Annotated in this window: 23 protein-coding genes and 2 tRNA genes; 15 read left to right on the plus strand and 10 right to left on the minus strand. The window is 75.6% G+C overall.

Features of this window, described 5'->3' with window-relative positions:
* Positions 1–151: 151 nt before the first annotated feature.
* Together BM414_RS01140 and BM414_RS01145 are read left to right on the plus strand one after the other, a co-directional pair.
* Positions 152–2,677, plus strand: coding sequence for an alpha/beta fold hydrolase (locus tag BM414_RS01140; protein ID WP_139245682.1), 2,526 nt, complete (start codon positions 152–154; stop codon positions 2,675–2,677).
* Positions 2,678–2,689: 12 nt separating this feature from the next.
* On the plus strand, positions 2,690–3,445 hold the full coding sequence (locus BM414_RS01145) for an esterase/lipase family protein (RefSeq protein ID WP_245784375.1): 756 nt from the start codon (positions 2,690–2,692) through the stop codon (positions 3,443–3,445).
* 34 nt (positions 3,446–3,479) lie between these two features.
* Here BM414_RS01145 and BM414_RS01150 read toward each other — a convergent pair whose 3' ends face one another.
* Positions 3,480–4,532 carry a PHP domain-containing protein gene (locus tag BM414_RS01150; RefSeq protein ID WP_093577858.1) on the minus strand — a complete coding sequence of 351 codons (1,053 nt, stop codon included), beginning with the start codon at positions 4,530–4,532 and terminating at the stop codon, positions 3,480–3,482.
* On the minus strand, positions 4,529–5,074 hold the full coding sequence (locus BM414_RS01155; RefSeq protein WP_093577615.1) for a DoxX family protein: 546 nt from the start codon (positions 5,072–5,074) through the stop codon (positions 4,529–4,531). The genes BM414_RS01150 and BM414_RS01155 overlap by 4 nt, the downstream gene beginning before the upstream one ends.
* 159 nt (positions 5,075–5,233) lie before the next feature.
* Here BM414_RS01155 and BM414_RS01160 point away from each other — a divergent pair, with 159 nt between their 5' ends.
* Positions 5,234–5,875: a hypothetical protein gene (locus tag BM414_RS01160; RefSeq protein ID WP_093577616.1), complete on the plus strand. Its 642-nt coding sequence runs from the start codon at positions 5,234–5,236 to the stop codon at positions 5,873–5,875.
* On the opposite strand, the gene BM414_RS30485 is transcribed toward BM414_RS01160, so the two are convergent.
* The 4 genes from BM414_RS30485 to BM414_RS01180 all read right to left on the minus strand — a co-directional run bounded on the left by BM414_RS30485 (position 5,856) and on the right by BM414_RS01180 (position 9,570).
* Positions 5,856–6,323, minus strand: a complete 468-nt coding sequence (locus tag BM414_RS30485; RefSeq protein ID WP_175551369.1) for a hypothetical protein — start codon at positions 6,321–6,323, stop codon at positions 5,856–5,858. The genes BM414_RS01160 and BM414_RS30485 overlap by 20 nt on opposite strands.
* 439 nt (positions 6,324–6,762) lie before the next feature.
* Positions 6,763–7,368 carry a DUF6318 family protein gene (locus BM414_RS01170; protein ID WP_139245683.1) on the minus strand — a complete coding sequence of 202 codons (606 nt, stop codon included), beginning with the start codon at positions 7,366–7,368 and terminating at the stop codon, positions 6,763–6,765.
* 203 nt (positions 7,369–7,571) lie between these two features.
* Positions 7,572–9,014 (minus strand): bifunctional phosphatase PAP2/diacylglycerol kinase family protein, encoded by a 1,443-nt coding sequence (locus BM414_RS01175; RefSeq protein WP_217644457.1) that lies wholly within the window; start codon positions 9,012–9,014, stop codon positions 7,572–7,574.
* A gap of 22 nt (positions 9,015–9,036) precedes the next feature.
* Positions 9,037–9,570 (minus strand): CGNR zinc finger domain-containing protein, encoded by a 534-nt coding sequence (locus BM414_RS01180; RefSeq protein WP_093577618.1) that lies wholly within the window; start codon positions 9,568–9,570, stop codon positions 9,037–9,039.
* Positions 9,571–9,660: 90 nt separating this feature from the next.
* Between BM414_RS01180 and BM414_RS01185 the strand changes: the two genes are divergently transcribed.
* The 4 genes from BM414_RS01185 to BM414_RS01200 all read left to right on the plus strand — a co-directional run bounded on the left by BM414_RS01185 (position 9,661) and on the right by BM414_RS01200 (position 13,939).
* Positions 9,661–10,863 carry an MFS transporter gene (locus tag BM414_RS01185; protein WP_093577619.1) on the plus strand — a complete coding sequence of 401 codons (1,203 nt, stop codon included), beginning with the start codon at positions 9,661–9,663 and terminating at the stop codon, positions 10,861–10,863.
* A 95-nt stretch (positions 10,864–10,958) separates the two neighbouring features.
* Positions 10,959–11,047 (plus strand) — tRNA-Ser (locus BM414_RS01190).
* Between the two features lie 21 nt (positions 11,048–11,068).
* Positions 11,069–11,141: transfer RNA gene (locus BM414_RS01195), tRNA-Arg, on the plus strand.
* A gap of 206 nt (positions 11,142–11,347) precedes the next feature.
* Positions 11,348–13,939: an alpha/beta fold hydrolase gene (locus BM414_RS01200; protein ID WP_093577620.1), complete on the plus strand. Its 2,592-nt coding sequence runs from the start codon at positions 11,348–11,350 to the stop codon at positions 13,937–13,939.
* A 67-nt stretch (positions 13,940–14,006) separates the two neighbouring features.
* Here BM414_RS01200 and BM414_RS01205 read toward each other — a convergent pair whose 3' ends face one another.
* Entirely contained in the window at positions 14,007–14,474 is a 468-nt protein-coding gene (locus tag BM414_RS01205) for a DUF6194 family protein (RefSeq protein ID WP_093577621.1), read from the minus strand.
* A gap of 63 nt (positions 14,475–14,537) precedes the next feature.
* Here BM414_RS01205 and BM414_RS29990 point away from each other — a divergent pair, with 63 nt between their 5' ends.
* Positions 14,538–14,864, plus strand: coding sequence for a MerR family DNA-binding transcriptional regulator (locus BM414_RS29990; RefSeq protein WP_217644458.1), 327 nt, complete (start codon positions 14,538–14,540; stop codon positions 14,862–14,864).
* Positions 14,771–15,238, plus strand: coding sequence for a MerR family transcriptional regulator (locus BM414_RS01210; protein ID WP_217644460.1), 468 nt, complete (start codon positions 14,771–14,773; stop codon positions 15,236–15,238). Before BM414_RS29990 ends, BM414_RS01210 begins: the two co-directional genes overlap by 94 nt.
* Before the next feature lie 254 nt (positions 15,239–15,492).
* On the opposite strand, the gene BM414_RS29000 is transcribed toward BM414_RS01210, so the two are convergent.
* From BM414_RS29000 to BM414_RS01225, 3 genes are all read right to left on the minus strand, one after another.
* Positions 15,493–16,338, minus strand: a complete 846-nt coding sequence (locus BM414_RS29000; protein WP_175551371.1) for a universal stress protein — start codon at positions 16,336–16,338, stop codon at positions 15,493–15,495.
* The gene (locus BM414_RS01220) at positions 16,335–17,759 is read right to left on the minus strand and encodes an amino acid permease (RefSeq protein ID WP_217644461.1); all 1,425 of its coding nucleotides are present in this window, start codon (positions 17,757–17,759) and stop codon (positions 16,335–16,337) included. Before BM414_RS01220 ends, BM414_RS29000 begins: the two co-directional genes overlap by 4 nt.
* A 105-nt stretch (positions 17,760–17,864) precedes the next feature.
* The gene (locus BM414_RS01225; RefSeq protein WP_093577622.1) at positions 17,865–19,181 is read right to left on the minus strand and encodes an alpha-hydroxy-acid oxidizing protein; all 1,317 of its coding nucleotides are present in this window, start codon (positions 19,179–19,181) and stop codon (positions 17,865–17,867) included.
* Between the two features lie 207 nt (positions 19,182–19,388).
* Here BM414_RS01225 and BM414_RS01230 point away from each other — a divergent pair, with 207 nt between their 5' ends.
* The 6 genes from BM414_RS01230 (at position 19,389) to BM414_RS01255 (ending at position 25,771) form a co-directional block, all read left to right on the plus strand.
* Complete coding sequence (locus tag BM414_RS01230; protein WP_139245685.1) at positions 19,389–20,393, plus strand: hypothetical protein; 1,005 nt, start codon at positions 19,389–19,391, stop codon at positions 20,391–20,393.
* Between the two features lie 25 nt (positions 20,394–20,418).
* Entirely contained in the window at positions 20,419–20,916 is a 498-nt protein-coding gene (locus BM414_RS01235; protein WP_093577624.1) for a MarR family winged helix-turn-helix transcriptional regulator, read from the plus strand.
* 82 nt (positions 20,917–20,998) lie between these two features.
* Positions 20,999–22,510, plus strand: a complete 1,512-nt coding sequence (locus BM414_RS01240) for an HAD-IIIA family hydrolase (protein WP_245784376.1) — start codon at positions 20,999–21,001, stop codon at positions 22,508–22,510.
* On the plus strand, positions 22,507–23,541 hold the full coding sequence (locus tag BM414_RS01245; protein ID WP_245784377.1) for a glycosyltransferase family 9 protein: 1,035 nt from the start codon (positions 22,507–22,509) through the stop codon (positions 23,539–23,541). The genes BM414_RS01240 and BM414_RS01245 overlap by 4 nt, the downstream gene beginning before the upstream one ends.
* Positions 23,538–24,530: a glycosyltransferase gene (locus BM414_RS01250; protein ID WP_093577625.1), complete on the plus strand. Its 993-nt coding sequence runs from the start codon at positions 23,538–23,540 to the stop codon at positions 24,528–24,530. Before BM414_RS01245 ends, BM414_RS01250 begins: the two co-directional genes overlap by 4 nt.
* A complete protein-coding gene (locus BM414_RS01255) occupies positions 24,527–25,771 on the plus strand; it encodes a glycosyltransferase (RefSeq protein WP_093577626.1) in 1,245 nt (414 codons plus the stop codon). The genes BM414_RS01250 and BM414_RS01255 overlap by 4 nt, the downstream gene beginning before the upstream one ends.
* The last annotated feature ends 19 nt before the right edge of the window (positions 25,772–25,790 follow it).

The raw sequence follows: 25,790 nt of genomic DNA on the forward strand, positions 1-25,790 counted from the left end.
CGCGGGGACAGCCCGCCGTCGCGCTGGGCTACCTTCGACGTCCGGAGCTCCACCGGGACCTCGGTGGAGCGGCCCGCCAGGCGCCGGGCGCGCACCCGGGGCGGTGCGCGACCCGCACGCGGTGGGCGTGTCCGTCGAGGAAGGCGCGTTGATGGCTGAACTGGTGCCCGGGCTGCCGGAGCTCGAACTCCCCGGCCCGCACCGCGGACTCGTCGACCGGCTGGAGGAGGTCGCCGCCGTCCTAGGGGGCGCCGTCGCGGTCGAGTCCGGGGACGTCTCCCTGACCTACCGCGACCTGATGGCCTCCGTGTGCCGCGTCGCCGACGAGCTCGCCGGCCTGGAGTCGCCCGGACCGGTCGGCGTGCTCGCCGAGCAGGGCGTGGACAGCGTCGTCGCGATGCTGGGCGTCATCGCGGCAGGGCGGCCCTGCGTCGTCCTCGACGTGCGGCAGCCCGAGGCCCGGCTGGTGCAGGTGGCGTCCCGGGCGGGGCTGCGCCTCGTCCTCGCCGACGACGAGCGCCGGGACGCCGAGGTGTTGTCGGGCGTCTGCCCGGTGCGGCCGCTGCGACCCGGGACGTCGGGCCCCGCGCGGGCTGTGCGGCCGGCCGTGACCCTCGACGACCCCGCCACCGTCGTCTTCACCTCCGGCAGCACCGGGGAGCCCAAGGGCGTGGTGCTGCGGCACGCCACGATGCTGTCGACCGCCCTCATCGGCCGGGTGAGGTTCGGCATCGGCCCGGGCGACCGGGTGTCGCTGATCCTGCCGCAGGCCTTCGCCGCCGGGCAGGAGCTGGTCGCCATGGCGCTGCTCAACGGCGCCACGCTCTGCGTGCAGGACCCTCGGTCGATGGGCCGCCGCGAGCTCGTCGACTGGCTGCTGGACAGCCGGGTGACCACGCTGCACGCGACGCCGTCCCTCCTGCGGGCCGTCGTAGGCGCGCTGGGGCCGGACGAGGTGCTGCCGGGCGTGCGTCTGGTGACCACCTGCGGCGAGAAGGTCTTCGGGTCCGACGCCACGGCCGCCCTGCAGCACGTGCACGGGCGCTTCGTGAACTGGCTCGGCTCCTCGGAGACCGGGATGCTGGCGACCTACGAGGTGCTCCCCGGCCAGGCCGTCCCCGACGGTCCGCTCCCGGCCGGCCTCCCCGTGCCCACCCGCGAGGTGGCGGTCGTCGGTGAGGACGGCGCCGAGGTCCCCGCGGGCACGGTGGGCACGATGGTCGTCACCTCGGCGTACCTCCCGGGTGGCTACTGGCAGGAGCCGGCCGCCCTGGTCGACCGCTTCACCCCGCTCCCGGACGGGCGCACGCGCTACCGCTCCGGCGACCGCGCGCAGATCGACGCCGACGGCACGCTCGTCCTCCGGGGACGGGTCGACGACGCGGCCAAGATCCGGGGCTACCTCGTCGAGCCGGCCGACGTCGAGACCGCCCTGCGGGGACTCCCCGACGTGCTCGACGTCGTGGTCCGCGCAGTCCCCGAGGAGACCGGCGAGCAGCGGCTGGTCGCCTGGGTGGTGCCCGTCCCGTCGCGCCGGACGCCGTCCCCGGCCGCCCTGCGTGCCGACACCGGCCGGTCGCTGCCGGACTACATGGTCCCGCGCGACGTCGTCCTCGTGACCGAGCTACCCCGCAACGAGCGCGGCAAGGTGGACGTCGGCGCGCTGCCCGCGCCGCCGCCACGTCCCGAGCCGACGCCCCCGGGCACACCGACGGAGCGGCGGCTGGAGCGGATCTGGGCGGAGGTCCTCCGGCTCGACCACGTCGGGCGGGACGAGAGCTTCACCGCCCTGGGCGGGGACTCGCTGAGCGTCGAGGAGATGCTGGAGCGGGTGGACGGTGACCTCGGCCGGCGGCTGACCACCGGCAACCTCGCGGAGAACCCCACCCTGCAGCAGTTCGCCGCACTCGTGGACCGGGCGGCCGTCCAGGGACGGCTGCCCCGTTCCTCCGGTCTGGTGCGCCTGCGGCCGCCGGGGTGCCGCGCCCCGGTGTTCTGCGTCGCCGGCGCCGGGGGCGCGGCGGCGTTCTTCGAGTCGTTCGCCGCGGGCCTGGGCCCGGACCGCGGGGTCAGCGCCATCCAGGCGCGCGGCTTCGAGGAGCGGGGCCTGCCGGACTGGACCGTCGGTCAGGCCGCTCGCCGGGCGCTGCGGATCGTCGAGCAGGCGGCGCCCGAGGGGCCGCTCGCCCTGGTCGGGCACTCACTGGGGGGCCTCGTGGCTCTGCGGGTAGCGCAGCTGCTCGGCGAGCGGGGACGGAGCGTGTCGCTGTTGACCCTGCTCGACACCTTCCTGCCACCGGCCGCCAAGCCGGACGACGCACCCCGCACCATGGGCCCCGCCGGCGGACCCGTCGACCGGGGCGAGCTCTGGGGGACCCGCCTCCGGATCCTCGGGGCCGGGCTCCTCCGGTACGAACCCGCCGTGCGCACGGAGGTCTTCCACCAGCAGGGGGCCCGGGTGGCGCGGTTCCACCGGCCGGCGCCGTGGGCCGGACCGGCGCTGGTCTTCCTCTCGGACGAGAACACCGACGACCCGGCGTGGTGGTCCGCGCTGCTGCCCGGGGACCTCGACGTCCGTCGGATAGGCACGGACCACCTCGGCCTCCTGCGTGTGCCCCACGTCACCGAGGTGGCTGCTGCGGTGCGGGTGGAACTCGACGCCCGCGAGGGACACTGAGGCGTGCCTGCCGTGCCCCCGTCCCTCCGCAGGCCCCTGGTGCTCGTGGTCGGTCTGCTGCTGGTCGTGGCGGCCGTCGTCGTGGGCGTCCGGCTCGCGACCGGTGACGACGACGAGGGCAGACCCGTCCTGCTCGTCTACGGCTACCAGGGGACGACCGAGCAGATGGAGCCGCTGGCCGACGCACTGCGCGCCGCCGGCCGGAACGTCACGATCGTCGACCTGCCCGACGACAACACCGGCGACCTCTGGGACTCCGCGTGGACGCTGGGGCAGGCCGCCGAGCAGGCGATGGCCGACGCGGACGCCGACAGCGTGGACGTCGTCGCCCACTCCGCCGGGGGGATCGTCACGCGCCTGTGGGTCTCGACCGCTGGAGCCGAGGTGGCGCACCGTGTGGTGACCCTGGGCTCGCCGCACCACGGGTCCGACGGCGCAGCCGTGTTCGCCGAGTGCCTCGAGGCGTGCCAGCAGCTGACCCCCGGCAGCGACCTCCTCGACGAGCTCGCGCAGCAGGACGAGACGCCCGGTGCGGCGAGCTGGGTGTCCATCTGGTCGGCGAGCGACGGTGCCGTCGAGCCACCCGAGTCCTCCGAACTCGACGGGGCGGTGAACCTGCGTCTTCAGGACGTCTGCCCGGGGGCCGAGATCAACCACAGCCAGCTGCTCTCCGACCCCCTGCCGCTCGCCCTCGCGGTGGCCGAGGTGGACGCCGACGAGCCGGTCGAGTACGGCTCCGGCGACTGCGAGCAGTTCAGCGGCAGCTGACCCGCCGGTCGGTGGATGACGTCGTCGGCGGTCGCTAGCCGGCGGTCCAGTCGAGCAGCTCGTCGGCGGTCCAGGTGTTGACCACCCGGTCGACGTCGACGCCGGTCTCGACCGCGCGCTCGCACCCGTTGCCCTGCCAGTCGAGCTGGCCGGGCGCGTGCGCGTCGGTGTCGATGGAGAACTGGCAGCCCAGTTCGACGGCGAGCGCGAGCAGCCGCAGCGGCGGGTCCAGCCGCTCCGGGCGCGAGTTGATCTCGACGGCGGTGCCGTGCTCGACGCAGGCGCTGAACACCGCCTCGGCGTCGAAGGCGCTCTCCGGCCGCGGCCGTTGTCGCCGTCCCTCCCGCTGCTCGCGGGGGATGAGCAGCCGCCCGGTGCAGTGCCCGAGGACGTCGGTGTGCGGGTTGGCGACGGCCGCGAGCATCCGCTCGGTCATGGCGGCCGACTCCGCGCGCAGGTCGGAGTGGACGCTGGCCACCACGACGTCGAGCCGGCCGAGCAGCTCGTCGGTCTGGTCGAGGCTGCCGTCGACGTTGATGTCGCACTCGATGCCGGTGAGGATCCGGAACGGGCCGAGCTCCTCGTTGAGCTCCGCGACGACGTCGAGTTGGCGCTCCAGCCGCTGCGCCGTCAGCCCGTTGGCCACGGTCAGCCGCGGCGAGTGGTCGGTGAGCGCCATGTACTCGTGGCCCAGCGAGATCGCCGCCTCGGCCATCTCGCGGATCGGGCTGCCGCCGTCGGACCAGTCCGAGTGCGTGTGCAGGTCGCCGCGCAGGGCGCTGCGGAACTCGGCGACGTCGTCGGCGAGCGGCACGAGCTCGGCGTGGGACTCCTCGAGCCGGGCGAGGTACTCGGGGACGTCACCGGCGTGCGCCTGCACGATCGCGGCGCCGGTCTTGGGACCGATGCCGCGCAGGTCGGTCAGCGTCCGGGTGCGGATCCGCCGGTCGAGCTCTCCCTCGGGGAGCGCGTCGACGACGGCGGCCGCGGTGCGGAATGCGGCCACCCGGTGCGTGGGCTCGCGGGCGCGCTCCAGGAGGAAGGCGATCCTCCGGAGCGCGGCCGCGGGTCCGAGGGGCGTGCTCAGCTGGCCTTCTTCGCCTTCTTGGCGGCCTTCTTCTGCGCCTTGGCCGCGCGCCTGGTGGCCTTGTCGTAGCTCTTCTCCGTCGAGTCCGCGGCGCGCTTGGCGGCGCGGCGGGCCCGGTAGCCCACCGACGGGCGGCCCTCGGTGTCGACGGCGGCGATGAGCAGACCGCCGAGCAGGCCGGCGTTCTTGAGGAAGTTCGCCAGCTGGCCGAAGCGCTCCTCGGGGTCCTCGTGCTCCCAGAAGCGGTGCCCGGCCAGCGTCGTCGGGACGACGCTGCCGGCCAGCGCGAGAGCGCTCAGGCGAGGGAGCTTGCCGAGGGCGAACAGCGAGCCGGCGCCGACCTTGATCCCGGCGTCGATCCGCACCCACTGCTCGACGTCGCGCGGCACCTGCACGGGCAGCTGCTGGTCCGCGGTCTTCGTGATCTGCTCGACCACCGGCCTGGCCCCCGGCACGCGGGTCTGCGGGTTGCGCAGGGTGTCGATGCCGCCGTAGATGAACGACGACGCGAGCAGGGGCCGGGCGATCCGGCGGACCAACATGGGTGACCTCTTCCGTCGATGGGACCTTCTGCGTGTCCCATGCCCGCGCTGCGGTGCGGGACACCCTGATCGGAACCTAGTGATCGCCACGTCACTCTGCTCGGTCAATGCCCCGCCCGGTCGATGCCGTTGCGGCCCGGAGCGGGAGATGATCACCGGGTGCACCCGACGGTCCGCTCTCAGTGGCGGGCGGCCTGGTGGGTGCTCCTCCTCGGCCTGGTGGCGGTCGTCCTGTTCGGCGCCGCCTTCGCCGTGCGGCTGAGCTGCGGGCTCGGGTACTGCACGGCACCGGCCGTGCGCCAGCTCCTCTCCCTCGACGCGGTCGGCGGGCTGCCGCGGCTGTTCACCACCGGGGTCCTCGCCGCGGCCGGCGTCCTGGCGGGCGTCCGCGGCTGGTCCGTCAGGGGCCGCGTGCGGCTCTGGTGGGCCGGCGTCGCCGTGACGGGTCTGGTGCTGGCGGTCCTGAAGTCCGACAGCGCGTTGGAGTCCGAGGCCTCACCGACAGAGACGCTGGTGCTCGGCCTCGCCGTCGCGGTCCCGGCGCTCGCGCTGCTCTCAGGGGCGGGGCGGGCGTGGGGTGTCGCCGGGGCCACCCGGGTGGTGTCCGCGTTCGCCGGCTACGCGTTGACCGCGTTGGGCCTCGACGCGTTCACCGGTCTGGTCGAGGCGGTGCAGGACGACGCCGGGACCGTGTCGGAGTACTCGGCCGCGTTCATCGAGGAACTGGGGGAGGCGCTCGCGGCGCTGGCGGTCCTGGCGGTGGTCCGGGCGGCGACGGCGGTCAGTCGTACGGGTCGGTGAGGACGGCGCGTGCCTCGACGACGGCGAAGGTGACCGGCGCCCCCTCGGTCGTCGTCGTGCCGGGCACCGCGACGTCGGCGCTGCCGTCGACCCGGAAGGTGCCGCTCCAGGTGGTCGTGAGCGAGGCCGTGTAGGTGCCGGCCGCGTAGTCGTGGGTGACCGTCTGGTCGGGGTACGGGGCGCCGGGGTCGGTGGTGGTGAGATCGGTGCCGTCGCCGGTGTGCCAGGTGAAGGACTCCGCGGTCGCGGTGATCTCGACGGTGAAGCCGCGGATGTCCAGGGTGAAGTCCTGGCTGGTCGGACCGTCGGCGTAGAAGACGACCGGCAGCCCGACGAGCGCGTTGCCGGGCGGCTGCTGGCGGGTGGTCAGCGTCGGCAGGGGAAGGGTCTGGAAGTAGCGGAACACCTCGTCCGGCGACGGCGGCGGGTTGAGGTCCGTGATGTCCACGCAGGTCGTGCTGAAGCCCGTCCACGGGCCGACGGCCGTTCCCGGCGCCGCGCCGCCCGTCGGATAGCCGTCAGTGGTCGTGCCGTCCGGCAGGACGAGGCGTCGCTGCTCGACGTTGAGGAACCGGATCACTCGGTCCGGCGGCGCTGGGCAGGGTTGATCGGTGGTGGGGTTGCAGTCGTTCTCCGTCCACGTCGAGCAAGGGCTCGTGAGCCGCCACGTGAATGGCTGCGCTTCAGGTGCTGCGTTGGACGCGGCATAGCCACCGCCGGGCGACACGGCGAAGTAGCTCGCAGTTAATGAGCCTTGGCCGGACCGTACTTCGGGTGACGGGCAGCCGCGTTGACAGGGATCTGCAGACACGCTTCCTGGAATTAGAAGCGACAGCGCGCAGATAGACGCGACTACTGCGCCTCGTAATACAAATTTCATGACCCGCTCAGCCAAGCGTCAAACTTGTGACGACCCAGGTGTTGCGCTCGTCGTCCCAACTGGCGGCAATGCCCGAGTTGAGCCCAGGGTATGCGCGTGAGCTCAACTCGGGGATGGCATTTCCACTGCCGTCCACCACCTGAAGCTCCGTTTGATCGGCCACGAATCCGACTTCAACGGTATCCCCCGGCTCGAACGCTGACCCCATCCACGTGATCGTTAAGATTCCACCTTGGTATCGATATCCCCTAGCAGCGTAATCATCGACAAAAGTTGCGATGCGGTCGCAGTCCCGGCAGTTCGAGCTGAACTCGCGCAGGGGCACGGCGTCCATGATGGTCGAGGTCCGGTTGATGAGGCCGATGTAGTAGCGGGTGAACGCCTCGGCGCCGGGGCCGTCTTGCGTCCGGGCCTCGGGGGGCATCGGGAAGTCGGCGGGGCCGAGCGGCGGCAGCGCCTCGCTCGTGGGCGCGGCCTGCGCGCTCGTCGTCGGCAGGGTCGCGCTGGCCGGTTCGGCCTCGGAGCACCCGGCGAGCGCACCGGCTGCCACCACCAGCGCGCCCGCCGTCCGCGCAGCCCTGCCCATGCGTCGTCCACCCCCGTCGGCGATCACGGATCCGGGACCCTAGCCACTCACCGGCCCTCCGCGCAGTGCCCCTGTGGAGGGACCACTCCTGCGGTGTTCTCCCCGCTCCTGCGGTCGTGCAGCACCGCAGGAGCGGGGAGAACACCGCAGAGGCGCCGCAGTGGGGGCGTTCCTCGCGCACCGCTGGTCCTGCAGCACCCGCAGGGCGCGGACAACGCCCGCAGTGGGGTTCAGGACGTGCGGCTGCAGTACACGGTCAGCGGCGAGCGCTTGCCGAACACGAACGTCGAGGACGACTCGCCGGTCTCGCCGTCGTAGGCGACCCGCTGCGCCCCCGACCACAGGTGCACCCGCAGCTGCGCCGTCTGGAACGACGCGTAGCCCGAGCTGTGGTCGCTCACCCCGAGCAGCGCGCCGAGCACCGCGCGGGTGCGGCTGAACGGGACGTCGGCGCGCAGGTACTGGACGTCGAGCAGCCCGTCCTCCAGCCGTGGCCGCCATGCCGGAGCGAGGCCGCGCGGCGTGTACTCGCAGTTGCCGACGAACAGGATCCACACCTGGGCCGGCCGCCCGTTGAGCACCATCGACACCGGCGTCCCGCCGCGCAGCACCTGTGCCGCCGCAGCGGCCGTCGCCGTCCACCGGCCCATCCGGCTCTCGAGCGCGTCCCGGCGCCGCACCAGCTCCGGGTAGACGCCGATGCTCGCGGTGTTGAGGAAGGGGACCCCGTTGACGTCGGCGACGTCCACGCACACCGCCTGCCCGGCCGTCACCGCCTCGGCGGCCTCCTCGAGCGTCTCCACGCCGAGGTCGCGCGCGAAGTGGTTGAGCGTCCCCGCCGGGACCACGGCCAGCGGCAGGCCCGCGTCCAGTGCCACCGCGGCCGCGGCCGCCACGCTGCCGTCGCCGCCGGCCACCCCGAGCGCCGCCGGCCGCCCCGAGCGCACCGCCTCCTCGAGCAGGTCGGTGATGTTCCGCCCGGCGGACGTGCTGAGCACCTCGGCGGCCGGCAGCAGTCGCCGGATCTCCTCCGCGGGGTCGTAGTCCTCCGGCCCGGACCGCGGGTTCACCGCCACCACCAGGCCCTCGCCGTCGGGCAGCGCCGGAGCCGTCTGCGCCGCCCGCACCCGCGCCGGCTCGGTCGGCCGCACCGGCCACCACCGCCGCCCGGCCAGCGCCACCCCAGCCCCGATGGCCAGCCCCGAGACGACGTCGCCCGGGTAGTGCACGCCCACGTGCACCCGCGAGTAGCCGACCGCCAGCGCCAGTGGCCCGAGCGCGATCCCGGCCAGCGGGCTCTCCATCGCCACGCCGGTGGCGAAGGCGGCCGCCGACGAGGAGTGGCCGCTGGGGAAGGAGAGGGTGTGCGGCGCACGGCGGAGCTGCCGCTCGGTGGTCAGGTTGGCCAGGTCCGGCCGCACCCGACCGAACACCCGCTTCAGGACGGCGTTGACCACCGAGCTGGCCACCGCCAGCGAGCCGACGCCGCGCAGCGCGCCCCGCCGCAGCGGCCCGCGCCGCAGCCCCAGGACCAGTGCGACCGCGAACCACAGCTTGCCGTGGTCGGCCGTCCTCGACAGCCACCGCAGCCACCGGTCGGCCGGGCTCGCGGGCAGGCCGCCGATCGCGGCGTGCAGCCGCGCGTCCCAGTAGCGCAGCCGCAGCGGTGTCACCCGCCGGACGCTAGCCCCCGCGCTACGCCTTGCGGCGGGCCCGGTACGCGGCCACCGTCGAGCGGCTGGCGCAGGTGTTCGAGCAGTACCGGCGGCTGGCGTTGCGCGAGGTGTCCACGTAGACGTCGTCGCAGGCCTCGGCCGAGCACACCCCGAGCCGCTGCCACCCGTGCTGGGCCACCACCTGCGACAGGCCCATCGCCACCGTCGTCGTCAGCTGGTCGAGGACGGGGGCGTCGGGACGCGCGTAGTGCAGGTGCAGCTCGCCGTCGTGGTCGGTGGCGTAGGGGTGTGGCCGGGCCAGGGCGAGCAGCTCGTTGAGCCGGGCGATGACGTCGTCCTGCGACCCGGCGAGCGCGACCGCGCGGACGAGGTCGGCGGTCGCGGCGGCGCGGCGGGTCTCAGCGGGGGAGAGGGTCAGCGCCGTCTCGGGCGTGAACCACTCGTCGTGCGCGCGCAGGAAGGCCGCGGCCCAGTCCGGGTCCGTCGCACGGTCGGCGTTGGCCAGGTGGATGGCCAGCTCGACGGCGTTCGACCCGTAGGTGTCGTAGTCCATGTGACTCCCTACCGCTCTGCTATCGTCGTAGGAGGTCAACGGAGTTTGACCCCCTACTGTTCCCCCGCAAGTGATGAAGTGAGCTCTGTCGTGCGTTCGTACCTGTCCGTCTGGCGCCTGCCGTCCGCCCCCGTGCTGCTGCTCGCCGGGTTCGCCGGCCGGCTGCCCTCGGCGATGGTCCCGCTGGCGCTGCTGCTCATGGTGCAGCAGCAGACCGGTTCCTACGCCGTCGCCGGCCTCGCCGCGGCCACCTACGGCCTCGCCATGGCCGCCATGGCGCCGGTCCTCGGTCGGCTCGCCGACCGGCGCACCCCGCGTCCGGTGCTGCTGGTCCAGGCCACCGTCTACCCGCTGCTGCTGGCCCTGCTGGTAGCCGTCGTCCTCGGGGGGGCGCCGACGGCGGTCGTCGTCGCCGCGTCGGCCGCGGCCGGTGCCGCCACCCCGCTGGTCTCCGGCACGGTCCGCGCGCTGTGGTCGCGGGTCGACCCGCGGGTGCGCGGCACCGCCTTCGCCCTCGACGCCACCGCCACCGAGCTGGTCTTCGTGGCCGGCCCGACGCTGGTGGCCACGCTCGCCGTCGTCGCCGGCCCGGCGTGGGCGCTCGGCGTCGCCGGGGTGCTCGCGGTCGGTGGCGCGCTGGGGCTGGCGGCCTCGGCCGCGATGCGCGGCTGGGTGTCCGTGCCCTCCGCCGGGCGCACCAGCCCGTTCGCCACCGTGCTCGCCGCCGGTATGCCGCGCGTGCTGCTCAGCGGCTCCGCGCTGATGCTCGGCTTCGGCGCGCTCGAGGTCGCCATCCCGGCCTTCGCCGACCACGCCGGTTCGCCCGGGATGTCGGGTCTGCTCCTGGCCCTGTGGTCACTGGGCTCGGTCGCCGGCGGGCTGTGGTTCGGCGCCCGGGTGGTCAGCGCCTCCCTGCCGCGGCAGTACCGGTGGCTGCTGCTCGGCGTCACGATCGGACTGGCGCCGCTGACCGCGGCGTCGAGTCCGTGGGTGCTGGGCGCGCTGCTCTTCCTGGGCGGCACGGCGATCGCGCCCACGCTCACGGTGCAGAACTCGCTCGTCGGCGCCCTCGCCCCGGCGCACGCCACCACGGAGGCCTTCACCTGGCTGTCCACGATGGCCACCGGCGCCTCGGCCGTCGGTGCGGCGCTGGGCGGTGCGCTCGTCGACGGGCCGTCCGGTGTGACCGGCAGCCTCCTCCTCGCGGTGGCCGGCGCGGCCGCGGCGGTGCTCGTGACGCTGGTGCCCGGCCGCCGCCCGTCGTCCGCTCCCCGCGAGCCGATCGCCGCCTGACCCCGCCCCTCCCGGCCCGGACCCCCCGGGCTGGGAGGGCCGCGGAGGCCGCTGGTAGTCTCTACCGCGGTGGTTCCGAGGGGACTCGGACCCCGGGAGGCTTCGCCTAGTCCGGTCTATGGCGCCGCACTGCTAATGCGGTTTGGGTTAATCCCCATCCCGGGTTCAAATCCCGGAGCCTCCGCGCACGACAACTGCACAGTCCGCACCCGTAGCTCAACGGATAGAGCATCTGACTACGGATCAGAAGGTTAGGGGTTCGAATCCCTTCGGGTGCACGTCTGGTTGAGACAGCACAGCGGCCCCGCTCCTGCCCAGGAGCGGGGCCGCTGTGTGTCGCCCGGTCGGGTGATGTGCGGCTCAGCGGCGGGAGCGCCCGTCCCACGCGCGACACCGGCCCATAGTCTCCGAGCGCTGACCGAGCGGGGCGGATGACGTGCGTCCAGGCGCTGCCTACCCGCATAAACACCGATAGGGGCCGATCTTGACCGACACCACCGCCAGGACGACGAGGGGAGCCGTACCGGCTCCCCGCTCCGCCGCCGACGGGCTGCCGGAGCTCCGGGCGCCGGGGCCGGACGACACCGTGCTCGGCCGGCTCGCCGAGCTGGCCCACTGGATCCCCGATGCGGTGGCGCTCGAAGCCGCAGATGGGAGTCTCACCTTCGGTGAGCTGTACCAGCGGGTGCTGGCGCTGTCGGCCGAGCTCGTCGAGGCCGTCGAGGCGCTGCCGGGGACGCCGTCGGTCGGCATCTGGGCCGAGCAGGACACCACCAGCGTCGCCGCGCTGCTGGCCGCGCTCACCACCGGGACGCCGTGCGTCGAGCTGGACATCACCCTCCCCGAGGCCCGGCTGGCGGAGATCGCCCAGCGTGCGGACATCGGCATCGTGCTGGCCGACGATGCGCGCCGGGAGGCCGCGGCCGCGCTGCCCGGGGTGGTCGAGGTGCGCGGCCTGCTGCCGACGCGGGAGGCGCCGGCCGAGCCGGTGCAGCGGGGCGTCACGGGGGACACCCCGGCGTGCCTGCTGTTCACCTCCGGCACCACCGGAGCCCCCAAGGGCGTCGTCTACACCCAGCGCACGGTCCTGGCCGGCAGCTACAACTCCCGGGACGCGCTGCGGATCACGCCCGCCGACCGCGTCGCCCTCGTCTTCCCGATCTCGTTCGCGGCCGGGCTGATCGTGATGACCATGGGCGTCCTCAACGGCGCCACCACCTGCATCCGCGACCCCCGTGTGCACGGTGTGGCCGACGCCGTCGACTGGATCCAGTCGGAGCGCGTGAGCCTGCTCGCGTGCGCGCCCTCACTGCTGCGTGCGCTCAGCAGCGCGCTGGCCGACGGCCAGGTCCTGCCGCACCTGCGGATCGTCACCACCGCCGGCGAGAAGATCTTCGGCCAGGACGTGCTCGACATCCGGCCGCACCTGGGTCCGCACGCCAGCGTCGTGAACTGGCTCGGGTCCTCCGAGACGCAGGCGCTGTCCACCTTCGAGGTGGCCGCGGACGACCCGGTGCCCCCCGGCGTCCTCCCGGCGGGCCGGGCGCTGCCCCTGCACGTCTTCGAGATCCTCGGCGAGGACGGCGCGGTGCTCCCCGTCGGGGAGCCCGGCATCCTGCACATCACCTCCGAGCACCATGCGGCGGGCTACTGGAAGGACAAGGAGCAGACGGCCGAGAAGTTCCTGCCGCTGCCCGACGGGCGGGTCCGGGTGCGGTCCGGCGACCGCGCGACCCTCGACGAGGACGGCGTCCTGCGGCTGCTCGGCCGTGCTGACGACGCCGTGAAGATCCGCGGCTACCTCGTCGAGCCGGCGGAGGTGGAGGTCGCGCTGCGGTCGCTGCCCCAGGTGCGCGACGTCGTCGTCCGCGCCCAGCCCGACGAGCGGGGGCTCGACCGGCTGGTCGCCTGGGTGGTGCCGGACCCGGCCGGTGGGACGGCGTCGCCGGCCGTCCTCCGCTCCGGGGTGGCGCGCCGCCTGCCGGCGTACATGGTGCCGCGCGACGTCGTCCTGCTGGAGGAACTGCCCCGCAACGAGCGCGGCAAGGTCGTGGCCGCAGCCCTCCCGCCGGTGCCCGAGCGGCCGACGCCGGTCCCGCCGGCGACCCCGACCGAGGCGGCCCTCGAGCCGATCTGGGGGCGGATCCTGCACCTGGACCACGTCGGCCGCGACGAGAGCTTCACCGCCCTCGGCGGGGACTCGCTCGCGGTCGAGGAGATGCTCGCCTCCGTCACCTCGCACCTCGGCGTGGAGCTCGCCACTGCCGACCTGGCCGAGCGCCCGACGCTGACGGAGTTCGCCGCCCTGGTGGCCGCCCGCAGTGCGGACCCGTCCGGTCGGCGCACCAGCAACGTCGTCCGGCTGCGGACGACGGGCACCCGGCCGCCGGTGTTCTGCTTCGCCGGGGCCGGTGGAGCGGCCGCCGCCTTCTCACCCCTCGCCGGCGCCCTGGGGCCCGACCAGCCCGTCTACGCTCTGCAGGTGCGAGGCCTGGAGGATCGAGGCGTCCCGGACTGGACCGTCGGCCAGGCCGCGCGGCGCTACCTGCGCCAGCTGGAGGAGATCGCGCCGGAGGGCCCGGTGGTCCTCGTCGGCCACTCGCTCGGTGGTCTCTTCGCCCTCGCCGTGGCCCACCTGCTGCGTCAGCGGGGGCGGGAGGTCGTCGATCTGGTCCTGGTGGACACCTACCTGCCGCTCCGGGCACGCCCCGACGACGTACCACGCCGGCAGGGACCGGAGGCTGCTCCGATCACCCGTGCCGAGCTGTGGCGCACCCGTCTCCAGGTGCTGACCGCCGGCCTCGTGCGCCGGCCCGCGGAGGTCCAGCAGGAGGTGTTCCACCAGCACGGTGCCCGTGTCGCCCGGTTCCACCGGCCGCAGCCGTGGCCCGGCCGCGCGCTGCTGGTCCTCTCGACGGAGAACGACGACGAGCTCGCCTGGTGGGAACCGCTGTTGACGGGGGAGCACGAGGTCCTGCGCCTCGAGGGGGACCACAACGCGCTCCTGCGACTGCCCTACGTGGTGCGCATCGCCGAGCAGGTGACCGCGGCGGTCGACGGGGTGGTGCAGCGCTGATCCGCCGGACGTCCCTCTGGTGAGGCAGCGGCCCCGCTCCTGCTCAGGAGCGGGGCCGCTGTGTGTCTCAGGCCCCCTCCCGGCGCTCCTGGCGGGCACGTGCCAGCCCGTGGGCCGTGCGCAGCAGGTCCCGGACCGTCCCCTCCGTGCGGGGACCGGGGTCGACCACGCAGATCCACCCCAGCTCGCCGTACACGGGATGGGCCAGCACGGTGTCGGGGACGTCCGGATCGGGCTCCCCGGCGCCGGCCGGCTCGCGGGGCCCGCGGCCGACGAGGGCGGTGAACTCCTCCCGCCCGACGCCGACGTTGACGCGGAACGTCCCGGGGCGGTCGAGCCGCGACGACCGGTCGCCCGGCTGGTGCTTCGTCACGACGGTCGCGAACGGCTGCGTCCGCGGGACGACGCCGTCGGGTGCGGAGTAGAGGAAGACGTCGCCCCAGGCGGCCTCCGGTGACCCGTCGCCCGGCCCCGGCCGCAGGACCAGGACGTCGCCCAGTGAGGTGACGTGCTCGATGATCTCGTCGATGCCCACGCCTTCGAGCGTGGCATTCAGGTGCTCGTGGAGGGTTCGGCCGGACGTCACGCGGAGGTGGGGGTGCGGAGTCTCGACTCGGGCCTGCGCACGGTCGACGTCGCCCGGCGGGCCGGGTACTCGGTGCAGCAGGTCCGCGACCTCGAGGCCGACGGCGTGCTGCCCCCGGCGGACCGGACCGCGTCGGGGTACCGCACCTTCGCCGAGGTGCACGTCCGCGCCGCGCTGGCCTACCGGTCGCTGGCGGCCGCCGTCGGCGCGGTGCACGCCAGGGAGCTGGTGCGCACCGCGACCCGGTGTCCGGGCTGCTCCGGCTCCTGGACGCCGCGCACGCCCGGCTCGACACCGAGCGACGGGACCTCGCCCTCGCCCGGGAGGCCGCCCAGCTGATCGCCGCGGAGCCGATCGCGGACGTGCGCCCGTCGGACGCGATGGGCGTCTCGGAGCTCGCGGCGGCCCTCGGCGTGCGCCCGTCGACCCTGCGGCACTGGGACGCCGAGGGGCTCGTCGTCCCGCGGCGGGGAGTCGGCGAGGCTCGGCGGTACACCCCGGCCGACGTGCGCGACGCCCGGATCGTCGTCCAGCTCCGCCGCGCCGGCTACCGCATCGGGCCGCTGCGGGAGCTGGTGCCGCGGTTCCGCCGCGCGGGCCGGAGCGACGACGTCCTCGCCGCCCTGACGGCCCGGGACGCGGACGTGGACGCCCGCTCACGGGCCCTGCTCGAGGGGACGGCCGCGCTGGCCGCCCTGCTCGCCGGCCGGTAGGTCAGTCCTGGCCCAGGGCGGCGCAGGCGTCGGTCAGGCTCTCGAGGGCTCCGACGGGGGCGTCGACCTCCTCGACGCCCTCGCCGCCCTCGAGAGCGGGCAGGAGAGGGGCGGGAGGCCGGTCCTGGCGGTCTGGCCGCGTTGGTCGGTCCACCGAGCTGTCGGTGGCCACTCGTTTCCCGGCTACCCCCGCCCGCTCCAACTGTGAGCCGGGTCACAGGGAGAGTCAAGCCGACCCCTCCCCGGGCGTGTCCTCAGCCCTCGGTGCCCCGGGGGACGACGACCACCGGGACCGGCGCGGCGCGCAGGATGCGGGTCGCCGTCGACCCGAGGAAGACCCGCGCCAGCGGGCCGAGGCGCGAGGACCCGACGACCAGCAGGTCGCCGTCGGCCCATCCCGCGGCCGACACCGCACCCGGCCACCCCGAGCCCCGCGCGACCACCCTGTCCGGCGGGCCGGGCAGGTCGGCGGCCACCCGCTCCAGCTCTCCCTGCGCCTGCCGGGCCCACGCCGTGCTCACCTCCCGCTCGACGTGCAGGCCGGTCTCCGAGGGCAGCATCGGGTCGCGCTCGGGAGCGAAGGTGACCAGCCGCAGCGGCACGTCCCAGGCCACGGCGGTGCGCCGGGCCCAGGCCAGTGCGGCGCGCGAGCGCTCGGTCCCGGCCCACGTGCAGGTCAACCGGGTCACCCGCTGCCCCGGTGAGCCGGCCCGCGCCGCCAGCGCGAGCGGCACCGGCGAGGAGTGCAGCAGGTGCTCGGGCACCGCGCCCTCCCGGCCGAGCACCAGCAGCGTGCCGCCGACCTGCTCCACCACGGTCACCAGTCCGGCGGGCACCGAGGAGGCCTCGACGGCGACCGTGCGCACCTCGGGCACCCCGGCCTCGCGCAGGTCGTGCGCCGCCCGGCCCTGGCGGGACCGCACCAGGTCGCCGACCCAGAGCCGGTACTCGCGGTCCACCCGCGGGTCGGGGAAGCCGCGCGCGGTCACCGTGGCCACCACGACGTCGTCCCCACCCGTGCGGGCCAGCGTGGCGGCCAGGCGCAGGTGGGCCCCGCCGCCCTCCTCGAGGTCGGCGGGGTGTCCGACGACGAGGGTCACCGAGGCGCCCGCAGTGCCGAGTGGGTGCGCGCGTAGGTGACGTAGACGACGGCGGCGATGACCAGCCAGCCGGCGAACAGCGCCCAGGTGACCCCGGGCAACCCGTAGATGAGGTAGAGGCAGAAGGCCACGGACAGCACGGGCACCACCGGGTAGCCGGGCACGCGGAAGCCACGCGGCAGGTCCGGCTGGGTGCGGCGCAGCACGATCACCCCGACCGACACGACGGAGAAGGCGACCAGCGTGCCCATGCTGGTCAGGTCGATGAGGAAGTCCAGCGGGACGAAGCCGGCCAGCACGCCGACGAACAGCGCGACGGCGATCGTGCCGCGCACCGGGGTGAGCGTGCGCCGGTCGACCCGGCTGAACAGCGACGGGATCATGCCGTCCCGGCTCATCGCGAACAGGATCCGCGTCTGGCCGTACATGGTCACCAGCGTCACCGAGAAGATCGAGATGACCGCTCCGGCGGCCAGGACGACGGCCGGCCACCGCGATCCCGCGACGTCCTCGAGGATCACCGCCAGCCCCGCCTCCTGGCCCTCGAAGGCACCGGCCGCCTGGGCGCCCACCGCGGCGAGCGCCACCAGCAGGTACACCACGGTGACCACGACCAGCGCGCCGATGATCGCCCGAGGCAGGGTCCGGCGCGGGTCGCGCACCTCCTCACCGGCGGTCGAGACGGCGTCCAGCCCGATGAAGCTGAAGAAGATCGACGACGCCGCGGCGCTGACCCCCGCGATCCCGAGCGGCGCGAACGGCGACAGGTTGCCGGCGTCGAACGCGGTGAAGGCGATGACGACGAAGAACAGCAGCACGCAGACCTTGAGGACGACCATGACCGCGTTCGCGCGCGCCGACTCGCTGGCCCCGCGCACGAGCAGCAGCGCGCACAGCGTCACCAGCACGATGGCGGGCAGGTTGACGACCCCGCCGGCGCCGGGTGCGAAGGACAGCGCGTCGGGGATGCGCACGCCGATCACGTCGTCGAGCAGCTCGTTGAGGTACTCGCTCCACCCCACCGACACCGCCGCCGAGCTGACCGCGTACTCCAGCACCAGGCACCAGCCCACGACGTAGGCCACGACCTCGCCGAGCGTGGCGTAGGCGTAGGAGTACGACGAGCCGGCGACCGGGATCGTCGAGGCGAGCTCGGCGTAGCAGAGCGCGGTGAACCCGGCGGTGATGGCGGCCAGCACGAACGAGAGGACGACGGCGGGCCCGGCCTCGGGCACCGCCGTGCTCATCACGAAGAAGATGCCGGTGCCGATCGTGGCGCCGATGCCCAGCGCCATGAGCTGGCCGACCCCGATGCGGCGGGCCAGCACCCCGCCGTCGGCGTCGCCGGCGCCGGTCTCCTCGACCATGGCCGACACCGGCTTGCGCCGGAACAGCTGCGAGCGCACGGACGGAGCACTCACGCGGACCTCCTCGGCGGGGGTGCCGGCGTCGTCGACGGCGGACGGTGCCGCCCACCTTCGCGCCGAGCGGCGGAAACGGCCATTCCTGCCGCCCGGCCCGGGGTCTCACCAGGTGCGGCGGAGGACCTCCGGGGTCAGCTCGGCGACCGAGGTGTGGCCGGTGAGGCCCAGCGTGAGGTCGAACTCGCCGAGCACGTCGGACACGACCTGCCGCACTCCGGCCTCACCGCCCAGGCCCAGCCCCCACGCGTAGGGCCGGCCGAGCAGCACCGCCCGCGCCCCCAGGGCGACGGCGACCAGCACGTCGGCGCCGCTGCGGATGCCGCTGTCGAGCAGCACCGGCGCGCGGTCGCCGACCGCCGCGGCGACGTCGGGCAGCGCGTCCAGCGCGGAGATCGAGCGGTCCACCTGCCGGCCACCGTGCGTGCTCACGACGACGCCGTCGACGCCCTCGTCCAGCGCGCGCCGGGCGTCGTCGGGGTGCAGCACGCCCTTGAGCAGGATCGGCAGCCGCGTGCGGGAGCGCAGCCAGGCCAGGTCGGCCCAGGTGATCGAGGGCCGGGAGTAGATGGCCTGGAACGTCTCGACGGCGGCGCGCGGCAGCGGTGAGCGCAGGTTCTCCCGCAGCGGGCCGGGCCAGGCGCGCGCCATCCCGACCATCGCCACGACGGCGGCCAGCGTCGGCCGGGGCTGGCGGTCGCGGCCGGCGGCCTCCGCGGCCTGGGCGGGTGCGGCGTCGCCGGCGGCGGCCACCCGCTCCTCGACCAGCCGGCGGAACACCGGGTCGGAGGTGTACTGCGCGATGCCCTTGCCCAGCGCGAAGGGCAGGTGGCCGAGGTCGAGGTCGCGCGGGCGCCAGCCGAGCATCGTGGTGTCGAGCGTGACCACCAGCGCCTCGGCGCCGACCGCCTCCGCCCGTCCGACCAGACTCTCCACCAGCTCGTCGGAGGTGGACCAGTACAGCTGGAACCAGCGCGGCGCGTCGCCCATGGCCAGCGCGCAGGTCTCCATCGGCACCGACGCCTGGTTGGAGAAGACGAACGGCACGCCCAGCGACGCCGCGGCGCGGGCGACGGCGAGGTCGGCGTCGCGGTGCACCAGTTCCAGCGCCCCGACCGGGCCGAGCAGCAGCGGTGCGGGGATGCGGCGGCCGAACAGCTCCACGGACGTGTCGCGGGCGCTCACGTCGCGCAGCACCCGGGGGACGACGGCCCACCGGTCGAACGCGGTGCGGTTGGCCCGCTGGGTGGCCTCCTCCCCCGCGCCCCCGGCCACGTACGCGTACGCGCGGGCGGTCAGCCGCGCGCGGGCCCGGCGCTGCAGTGGCTCGGCGGTGGTGGGCACGAGCGGCCTGCGCCCGTACACCCCGGCGCGGTAGACCTCGTTCTGACGGCGGCGGCCGGTCCCGGCGGCTGAGTCCACGCGGCCACCGTAGTGACCCGCCTCACCACGCCCGTCCGGCCCCCGCGACACGCCCGGCGACCGACACGCCGCAGCCGTTCTCCGACGCGCCGCCGACCCGTCGTCACCGGGCGTTTCCGCACCGCATCATGGGGGCGCGCCGTCGCCGGAACCACCGGTGCCGCGGCGTGCACGACCGCTCGAGGGGGAAACGTGCCGGTCGGGTCGGTGCCACGTCGCACCCCCCGCCCTGTCCTGTCGACAGGGCTCGCTCTGCTGTCCACCGTCGCCGCCCTGCTGGGTGGCGGGGTGCTCCTCGCCACGCCCGCGCTCGCCGTCGACGACCCCAGCCGCCCCGACGCCCGGGTCACGCACGGGCCGAGCTGCCGCCCCGGCGGGGTCGCCGTCGAGGTGACGGCGGGGACGGTCGCCTACGCCGTCACGCTGGCCACCACGCGCTCCTCCGAGGGGGAGGACGCCGCCGAGCTCGAGCCGGGCCAGACCGTCGTGCTGCGGACCGGGGACGTCGACTGGGGCGAGACGATCGACAGCCGGCTCGAGTACGCCGCGCTCGACGGCTCCGGCACGACCTACGTCGACGAGCTCGACGGCTTCTCGTTCACCCGTCCGGCCGAGGAGGACTGCGCCGCCATCACCGCGCCGCCGACCGCGGAGGTCCCGGAGATCGTCGAGGTCCCGGCCGCGCCGGTCCCCTCGCCGTCGGACGCCCCGCCGGCGGGCGGCGTGGCCCCCGAGGTCGTGCCGATCCCGGTGCCCGGCCTGCCCGCGCCGGGGACCGCGCCCGGCGCCCCGGCCGACGGCCCGCCGGCCGGGGCCGTCGTGGCGTCGGCCTCGGCCGCCCAGGTGGCCGCCGGCGGACGGGTCGTGGTCACCGCGGCGGGCTTCGGCGCCGGCGAGCAGGTCACGGTCACGGACGCCGACGGCGCCGTCCTCGGCTCCGCGACGGCGACCGAGGACGGCGCGGTCGAGGTCGTGGTGCAGATGCCCGACGGCGGCGCCCCGGGGCCGACGACGATCGAGCTGGTCGGCGCCGACAGCGCGCTCACCGCCTCGGTGCAGCTGCGCGTCGCCGCGGCCTCGAGCGCGGTCGACCCCGACCCGCTGCCGCTGCCGCTGGTCGCGGCCGGCCTCGCGCTGGTCACCGCCGCCACCGGGCTGGTCCTGGTCGGCGCCCGGCGCCCTCCCTCCGGCGACCCGACCGGGAGCGCCTGAGGCGGACCTGGGCGACGATGGTGAGATGCGCCCCGACGACGTGCTGACGACCGGGATCCCGGCCGACCCGGCGGCGCTCGCGGGAGCCGCTCCGCGGCCGGCCGAGACCTGGCTGCGGATCGTCCAGGTGCACGACCGCATCACCCACCGCGTCGACTCCGCGCTGCACCGCGAGCACGACCTGTCCCTCACCGGCTTCGAGGCCCTGCGGCGGATCGCCGAGGCGCCGGGCGAGCGGGCCACGATGGGCGAGGTCGCCGAGGCGCTCGGCCTGTCCCGCGCCGGCGTGACCAGCACGGTCGGCCGGCTGGTCGAGCAGGGCCTGGTCGTGCGCGAGCGGCGGCCGGGGGACCGGCGGCTGCTGCACGCGCGGCTCACCGAGGCCGGCCGCGAGCGCGCCCGGGCCGCCGCCGTCACCCACGACGAGCTCGTGGCGCACCTGCTCGCGCTGCTGGGTGACGACGCCGCCGTGGTCACCGACGCGCTCGCGCGGGTGTCCGCGGCCACCCGCATCCGCCGCTGAAGACCGGTCCCCCCGCCCCACCCTGCAGGGGGCCGGAGCGCCGTCCGGAGGAACTTCAAGCCCGTAGTGTTTGCGGGGGATCGTGTCCGGGCAGGGCGCGATCATGCTCGCGGAGTGCACCGTCGTCGTGCCGACCATCGGCCGGCCGTCGCTCGGCGTGCTCCTCGACGCGCTGGCCGCCGCGCCGGGGCAGCGCCCGGCCGAGCTGGTCGTCGTCGACGACCGGCCCGACGGGCCCCCGCTGGACGTCGACCGGCCGGGCCTGCCGCCGGTCCGCGTGGTCCGCACCGGGGGCGGCGGGCCCGCCCGCGCGCGCAACCTCGGCTGGCGGGTGGCGCGCACCCCGTGGATCGCCTTCCTCGACGACGACGTCGTCCCCGACGCCGACTGGTACGAGCGGCTGGCGCAGGACCTGACCGGGCTGCCCGCCGACGTCGCCGGCAGCCAGGGCCGGGTGCGGGTGCCGCTGCCCGAGGAGCGCCGGCCCACCGACTGGGAGCGCGGCACCGCAGGCCTCGCCACCAGCTCCTGGATCACCGCCGACCTCGCCTACCGCCGCGGCGCGCTGGCCGCCGTCGGCGGGTTCGACGAGCGCTTCCCGCGGGCCTTCCGCGAGGACTCCGACCTGGCGCTGCGGGTCATGGACACCGGCGGCCGGCTGGTGCGCGGCGAGCGCTGGATCACCCACCCGGTCCGGCCCACCGACCGCTGGGTGAGCCTGCGCGTGCAGGCCGGCAACGCCGACGACGTCCTCATGCGCCGGCTGCACGGCCCCACGTGGCGCGAGCGCGCCGACGCGGCGGTCGGCCGCCGGCCGCGGCACCTGGCCGTCACCACGGCGGGGCTGGCCGCGGTCGGCCTGGCCGCCGCACGGCGTCCCCGCGCCGCAGTCGCCGCGGCCCTGGCCTGGGCCGCGGGCACCGCCGAGTTCGCCTGGGTCCGCATCGTGCCCGGCCCGCGCGACCGTGCCGAGGTGACCACCATGGCGCTCACCAGCGCGGCCATCCCCCCGCTGGCCACCTGGCACTTCCTGCGCGGTGCCGTGCAGCACCGCCGGGTGACGCCCTGGCGCGGCCTGCCCGACCTGGTCCTGTTCGACCGCGACGGCACACTCGTGCGCGACTACCCGTACAACGGCGACCCGGAGCTGGTGAAGCCGGTGCCCGGCGCGGAGGAGGCGGTCGACGCGCTGCGCGCCCGTGGCGTCCGGGTCGGGGTGGTCAGCAACCAGTCCGGCGTGGCCCGCGGGATCATCACCCGCGAACAGGTCGACGCCTGCATGGCGCGGCTGGACGAGCTGCTCGGCCCCTTCGAGACGATCCAGGTCTGCCCGCACGGTCCCGAGGACGGCTGCACCTGCCGCAAGCCCGCGCCGGGGATGGTCAAGACCGCCTGCGCCGAGCTCGACGTCGACCCGGCGCGGACCGTGGTGATCGGCGACATCGGCGCCGACGTCGAGGCCGCCGCGGCCGCCGGCGCCGTCGGGATCATCATGCCGACGCCGGTGACGCGGAAGCAGGAGGTGGCCGCCGCACCGCGCCGGGCGCAGACGCTGACCGCCGCGGTCGGCGACGTCCTGGCGGGCCGGTGGTGACCGCCGGCCGGGGCACCGTGCTGGTCGCCCGGCTCGACAACGCCGGCGACGTCCTGCTGCAGGGCCCGCTGGTGCGGGCGGTGGCCGCCGGCGCCGAGCGGGTGGTGTTCCTCGCCGGCCCGGCCGGTGCCGACGCCGCCGCGCTGCTGCCCGGCGTCGACGAGGTCTGGACCTGGGCCTGCCCCTGGATCCTCGGCGACCCGCCGCCGGTCGACCCGGCCGACCTGGCCGCCCTCACCGAGCGGGTGCGAGCGCTCGCGCCCGACGAGGCCCTGATCAGCACCTCGTTCCACCAGTCGCCGCTGCCGCTGGCCCTCCTGCTGCGCGCGGCCGGCGTGCCCCGCCTCAGCGCCACCAGCGTCGACCACCCGGGCTCCCTGCTCGACGTCCGCCACCGGATCGGCCAGGACGACGAGGTGGACCTGCCCGAGCCCGAGCGGGCGCTGTCGCTGGCCCGCGCGGCCGGCTTCGACCTCCCCGACGGCGACGACGGCCGGCTCGCGGTGCGCCGCCCGCTGCCGCCGACGCCGTACGAGCCCGGTTACGTGGTGATCCACCCCGGCGCCTCGGTCCCGGCCCGCGCCTGGCCCGCGCAGCGCTGCGCGGAGGCCGTCGAGGCGCTGGCCGACGCCGGCCACCGCGTGCTGGTCACCGGCGGGCCCGGGGAGCGGGAGCTGACCGCCGCCGTCGCCGGCACGCGCGGCGTCGACCTCGGCGGCGCCACGACCCTGCCGGAGATGGCCGCGCTGCTCGACGGCGCCGCGGCCGTCGTCGTCGGCAACACCGGCCCCGCGCACCTGGCCGCGGCCGTGGGCACGCCGGTCGTCTCCCTGTTCAGCCCGGTCGTGCCGGCCGTGCGGTGGGCGCCCTACGGCGTCCCGACCGTCCTGCTCGGCGACCAGGACGCGCCCTGCCGCGACACCCGGGCCCGCGTCTGCCCCGTCCCCGGCCACCCGTGCCTGACCTCGGTGACCGCTGACGACGTCGTCGCCGCCATCGAGAAGGTGCGCACGGAGGAGGTGAGTGCATGAAGGTCCTGGTCTGGCACGTGCACGGCTCCTGGACCACGGCGTTCGTCCAGGGCACACACGAGTACCTGGTCCCGGTGGTGGAGGGCCCCGGGGGAGGACGGGGCCCCGACGGGCTGGGCCGCGCCCGCACGTGGGACTGGCCGGCGTCGGCCCGCGAGGTCACTCCCGAGCAGCTCCGCGACGAGCAGGTCGACGTCGTCGTGCTGCAGCGGGTGCGCGACCTCGAGCTGGTGCGCGAGTGGCTGGGCCGCGAGCCCGGGCGCGACCTGCCCGCGGTCTTCCTCGAGCACAACGCCCCCGGCCTGGAGCCCGACGCCGCGCCGGTCCCGTACACCCGGCACCCGCTGGCCGACCGCGACGACGTCCCGATCGCGCACGTCACGCACTTCAACCGGCTGTTCTACGACAACGGCCGCGCGCCGACGACGGTGATCGAGCACGGCATCGTCGACCCCGGCGAGCGCTGGACCGGAGAGCTGGCCCGCGCCGCCGTCGTCACCAACGAGCCGGTGCGCCGCGGCCGCACGGTCGGCGCCGACCTGCTGCCCGGGCTGGCGCAGGCCGCGCCGGTCGACGTGTTCGGGATGGGCCTGTCCGGCCTGCACGAGCGCTACGGCCTCGACCCCGACCGGGTCGCCCTGTACGACGACCCGCCGCAGGCGGTGATGCACGGCGAGCTGGCCCGCCGCCGGGTCTACGTGCACCCGGTCCGCTGGACCTCGCTCGGGCTCTCCCTGCTCGAGGCGATGCACCTGGGCATGCCGGTGGTCGCGCTGGCGGCCACCGAGGTGGTCGAGGCGGTGCCCGCGGGCGCCGGCGTGCTGTCCACCCGGCCCGAGGTGCTGTGGGACGCGGTCCGCACCTACCTGCACGACGAGGACGCCGCCCGGCTGGCCGGCAAGGCGGCGCGCGCCGCCGCGCTGGAGCGGTACGGGCTCCCCCGGTTCCTCTCCGACTGGGACACCCTGCTCGAGGAGGTCACCCGATGAGGACGCACCGGGGCACCGGCGCACCGCTGCGCATCGACCTGGTCAGCGAGCACGCCTCGCCGCTGGCCGCGATCGGCGGTGTCGACGCCGGCGGCCAGAACGTGCACGTCGCCGCGCTGGCCGCGGGCCTGGCCGCGCGCGGCCACGAGGTCACGGTGCACACCCGCCGCGACGACCCCGACCTGCCCGACGAGGTCCCCACCGCCGACGGCTACGTCGTCAGCCACCTCACCGCGGGCCCGGCGCGGGCGCTGCCCAAGGACGACCTGCTGGCGCACGTGCCGGCGCTGGCCGCCGCGCTGCGCGCCCGCTGGGGCGTCACCCCGCCCGACGTCGTCCACGCGCACTTCTGGATGAGCGGCCTGGCCGCCGTCGAGGCCGCCGGCAGCCTGCTCACCCCGGTCCCGGTGCTGCAGACCTTCCACGCGCTCGGCTCGGTCAAGCGCCGCCACCAGGGCGACGCCGACACCTCGCCGGCGCAGCGGGTCGAGCTGGAGCGGGGCCTGTGCCGGGCGGTCGGCCACGTGGTGGCCACCTGCAGCGACGAGGTCTTCGAGCTGCGCCGGCTGGGGCTGTCCCGCGACCGCGTCTCGATCGTCCCGTGCGGCGTGGACACCACGGTGTTCACCCCGCGGGGCCCGGTGGCGCCGCGCTCGGACCGGCCCCGCCTGCTGGTGCTCGGCCGGCTGGTGGAGCGCAAGGGCCAGGAGGACGCCGTCCGCGCGCTGGCCGCCGTCCCGGACGCGGAGCTGGTCGTCGTCGGCGGCCCTCCGGCCGGCACCCTCGACGCCGACACCGAGGTGCGCCGGCTGCGCGCCGTCGCCGCCTCGCTGGGCGTGGCCGACCGGCTGGTGTTCACCGGCTCGGTGGGCCGGGCCGACGTCCCGGCCTGGATCCGCTCGGCCGACGTCGTCCTCGCCGTCCCCTGGTACGAGCCGTTCGGCATCACCCCGCTGGAGGCCATGGCCTGCGGCCGCCCGGTGGTGGCGACGGCCGTCGGCGGGCTGCAGGACTCCGTCGCCGACGGCGTCACCGGCGACCTCGTGCCGCCCCGCGACCCGGCCCGGCTCGGCGAGGTGCTCGCCGCGCTGCTGGCCGACGACGCCCGGCGCGCCGCCTACGGCGCGGCCGGCGTGCGGCGGGCCCGCGCCCGCTACCGGTGGGCCCGCGTGGCCGCCGACACCGAGGCCGTCTACCGCCAGGTCCTGTCCACCCGGCGTCCCGTCGAGGCCGTCCGATGAGCGCCCCTGGAGGCGACCC

It is taken from the genome of Geodermatophilus amargosae, from assembly GCF_900116515.1.
Lineage (GTDB): Bacteria > Actinomycetota > Actinomycetes > Mycobacteriales > Geodermatophilaceae > Geodermatophilus > Geodermatophilus amargosae.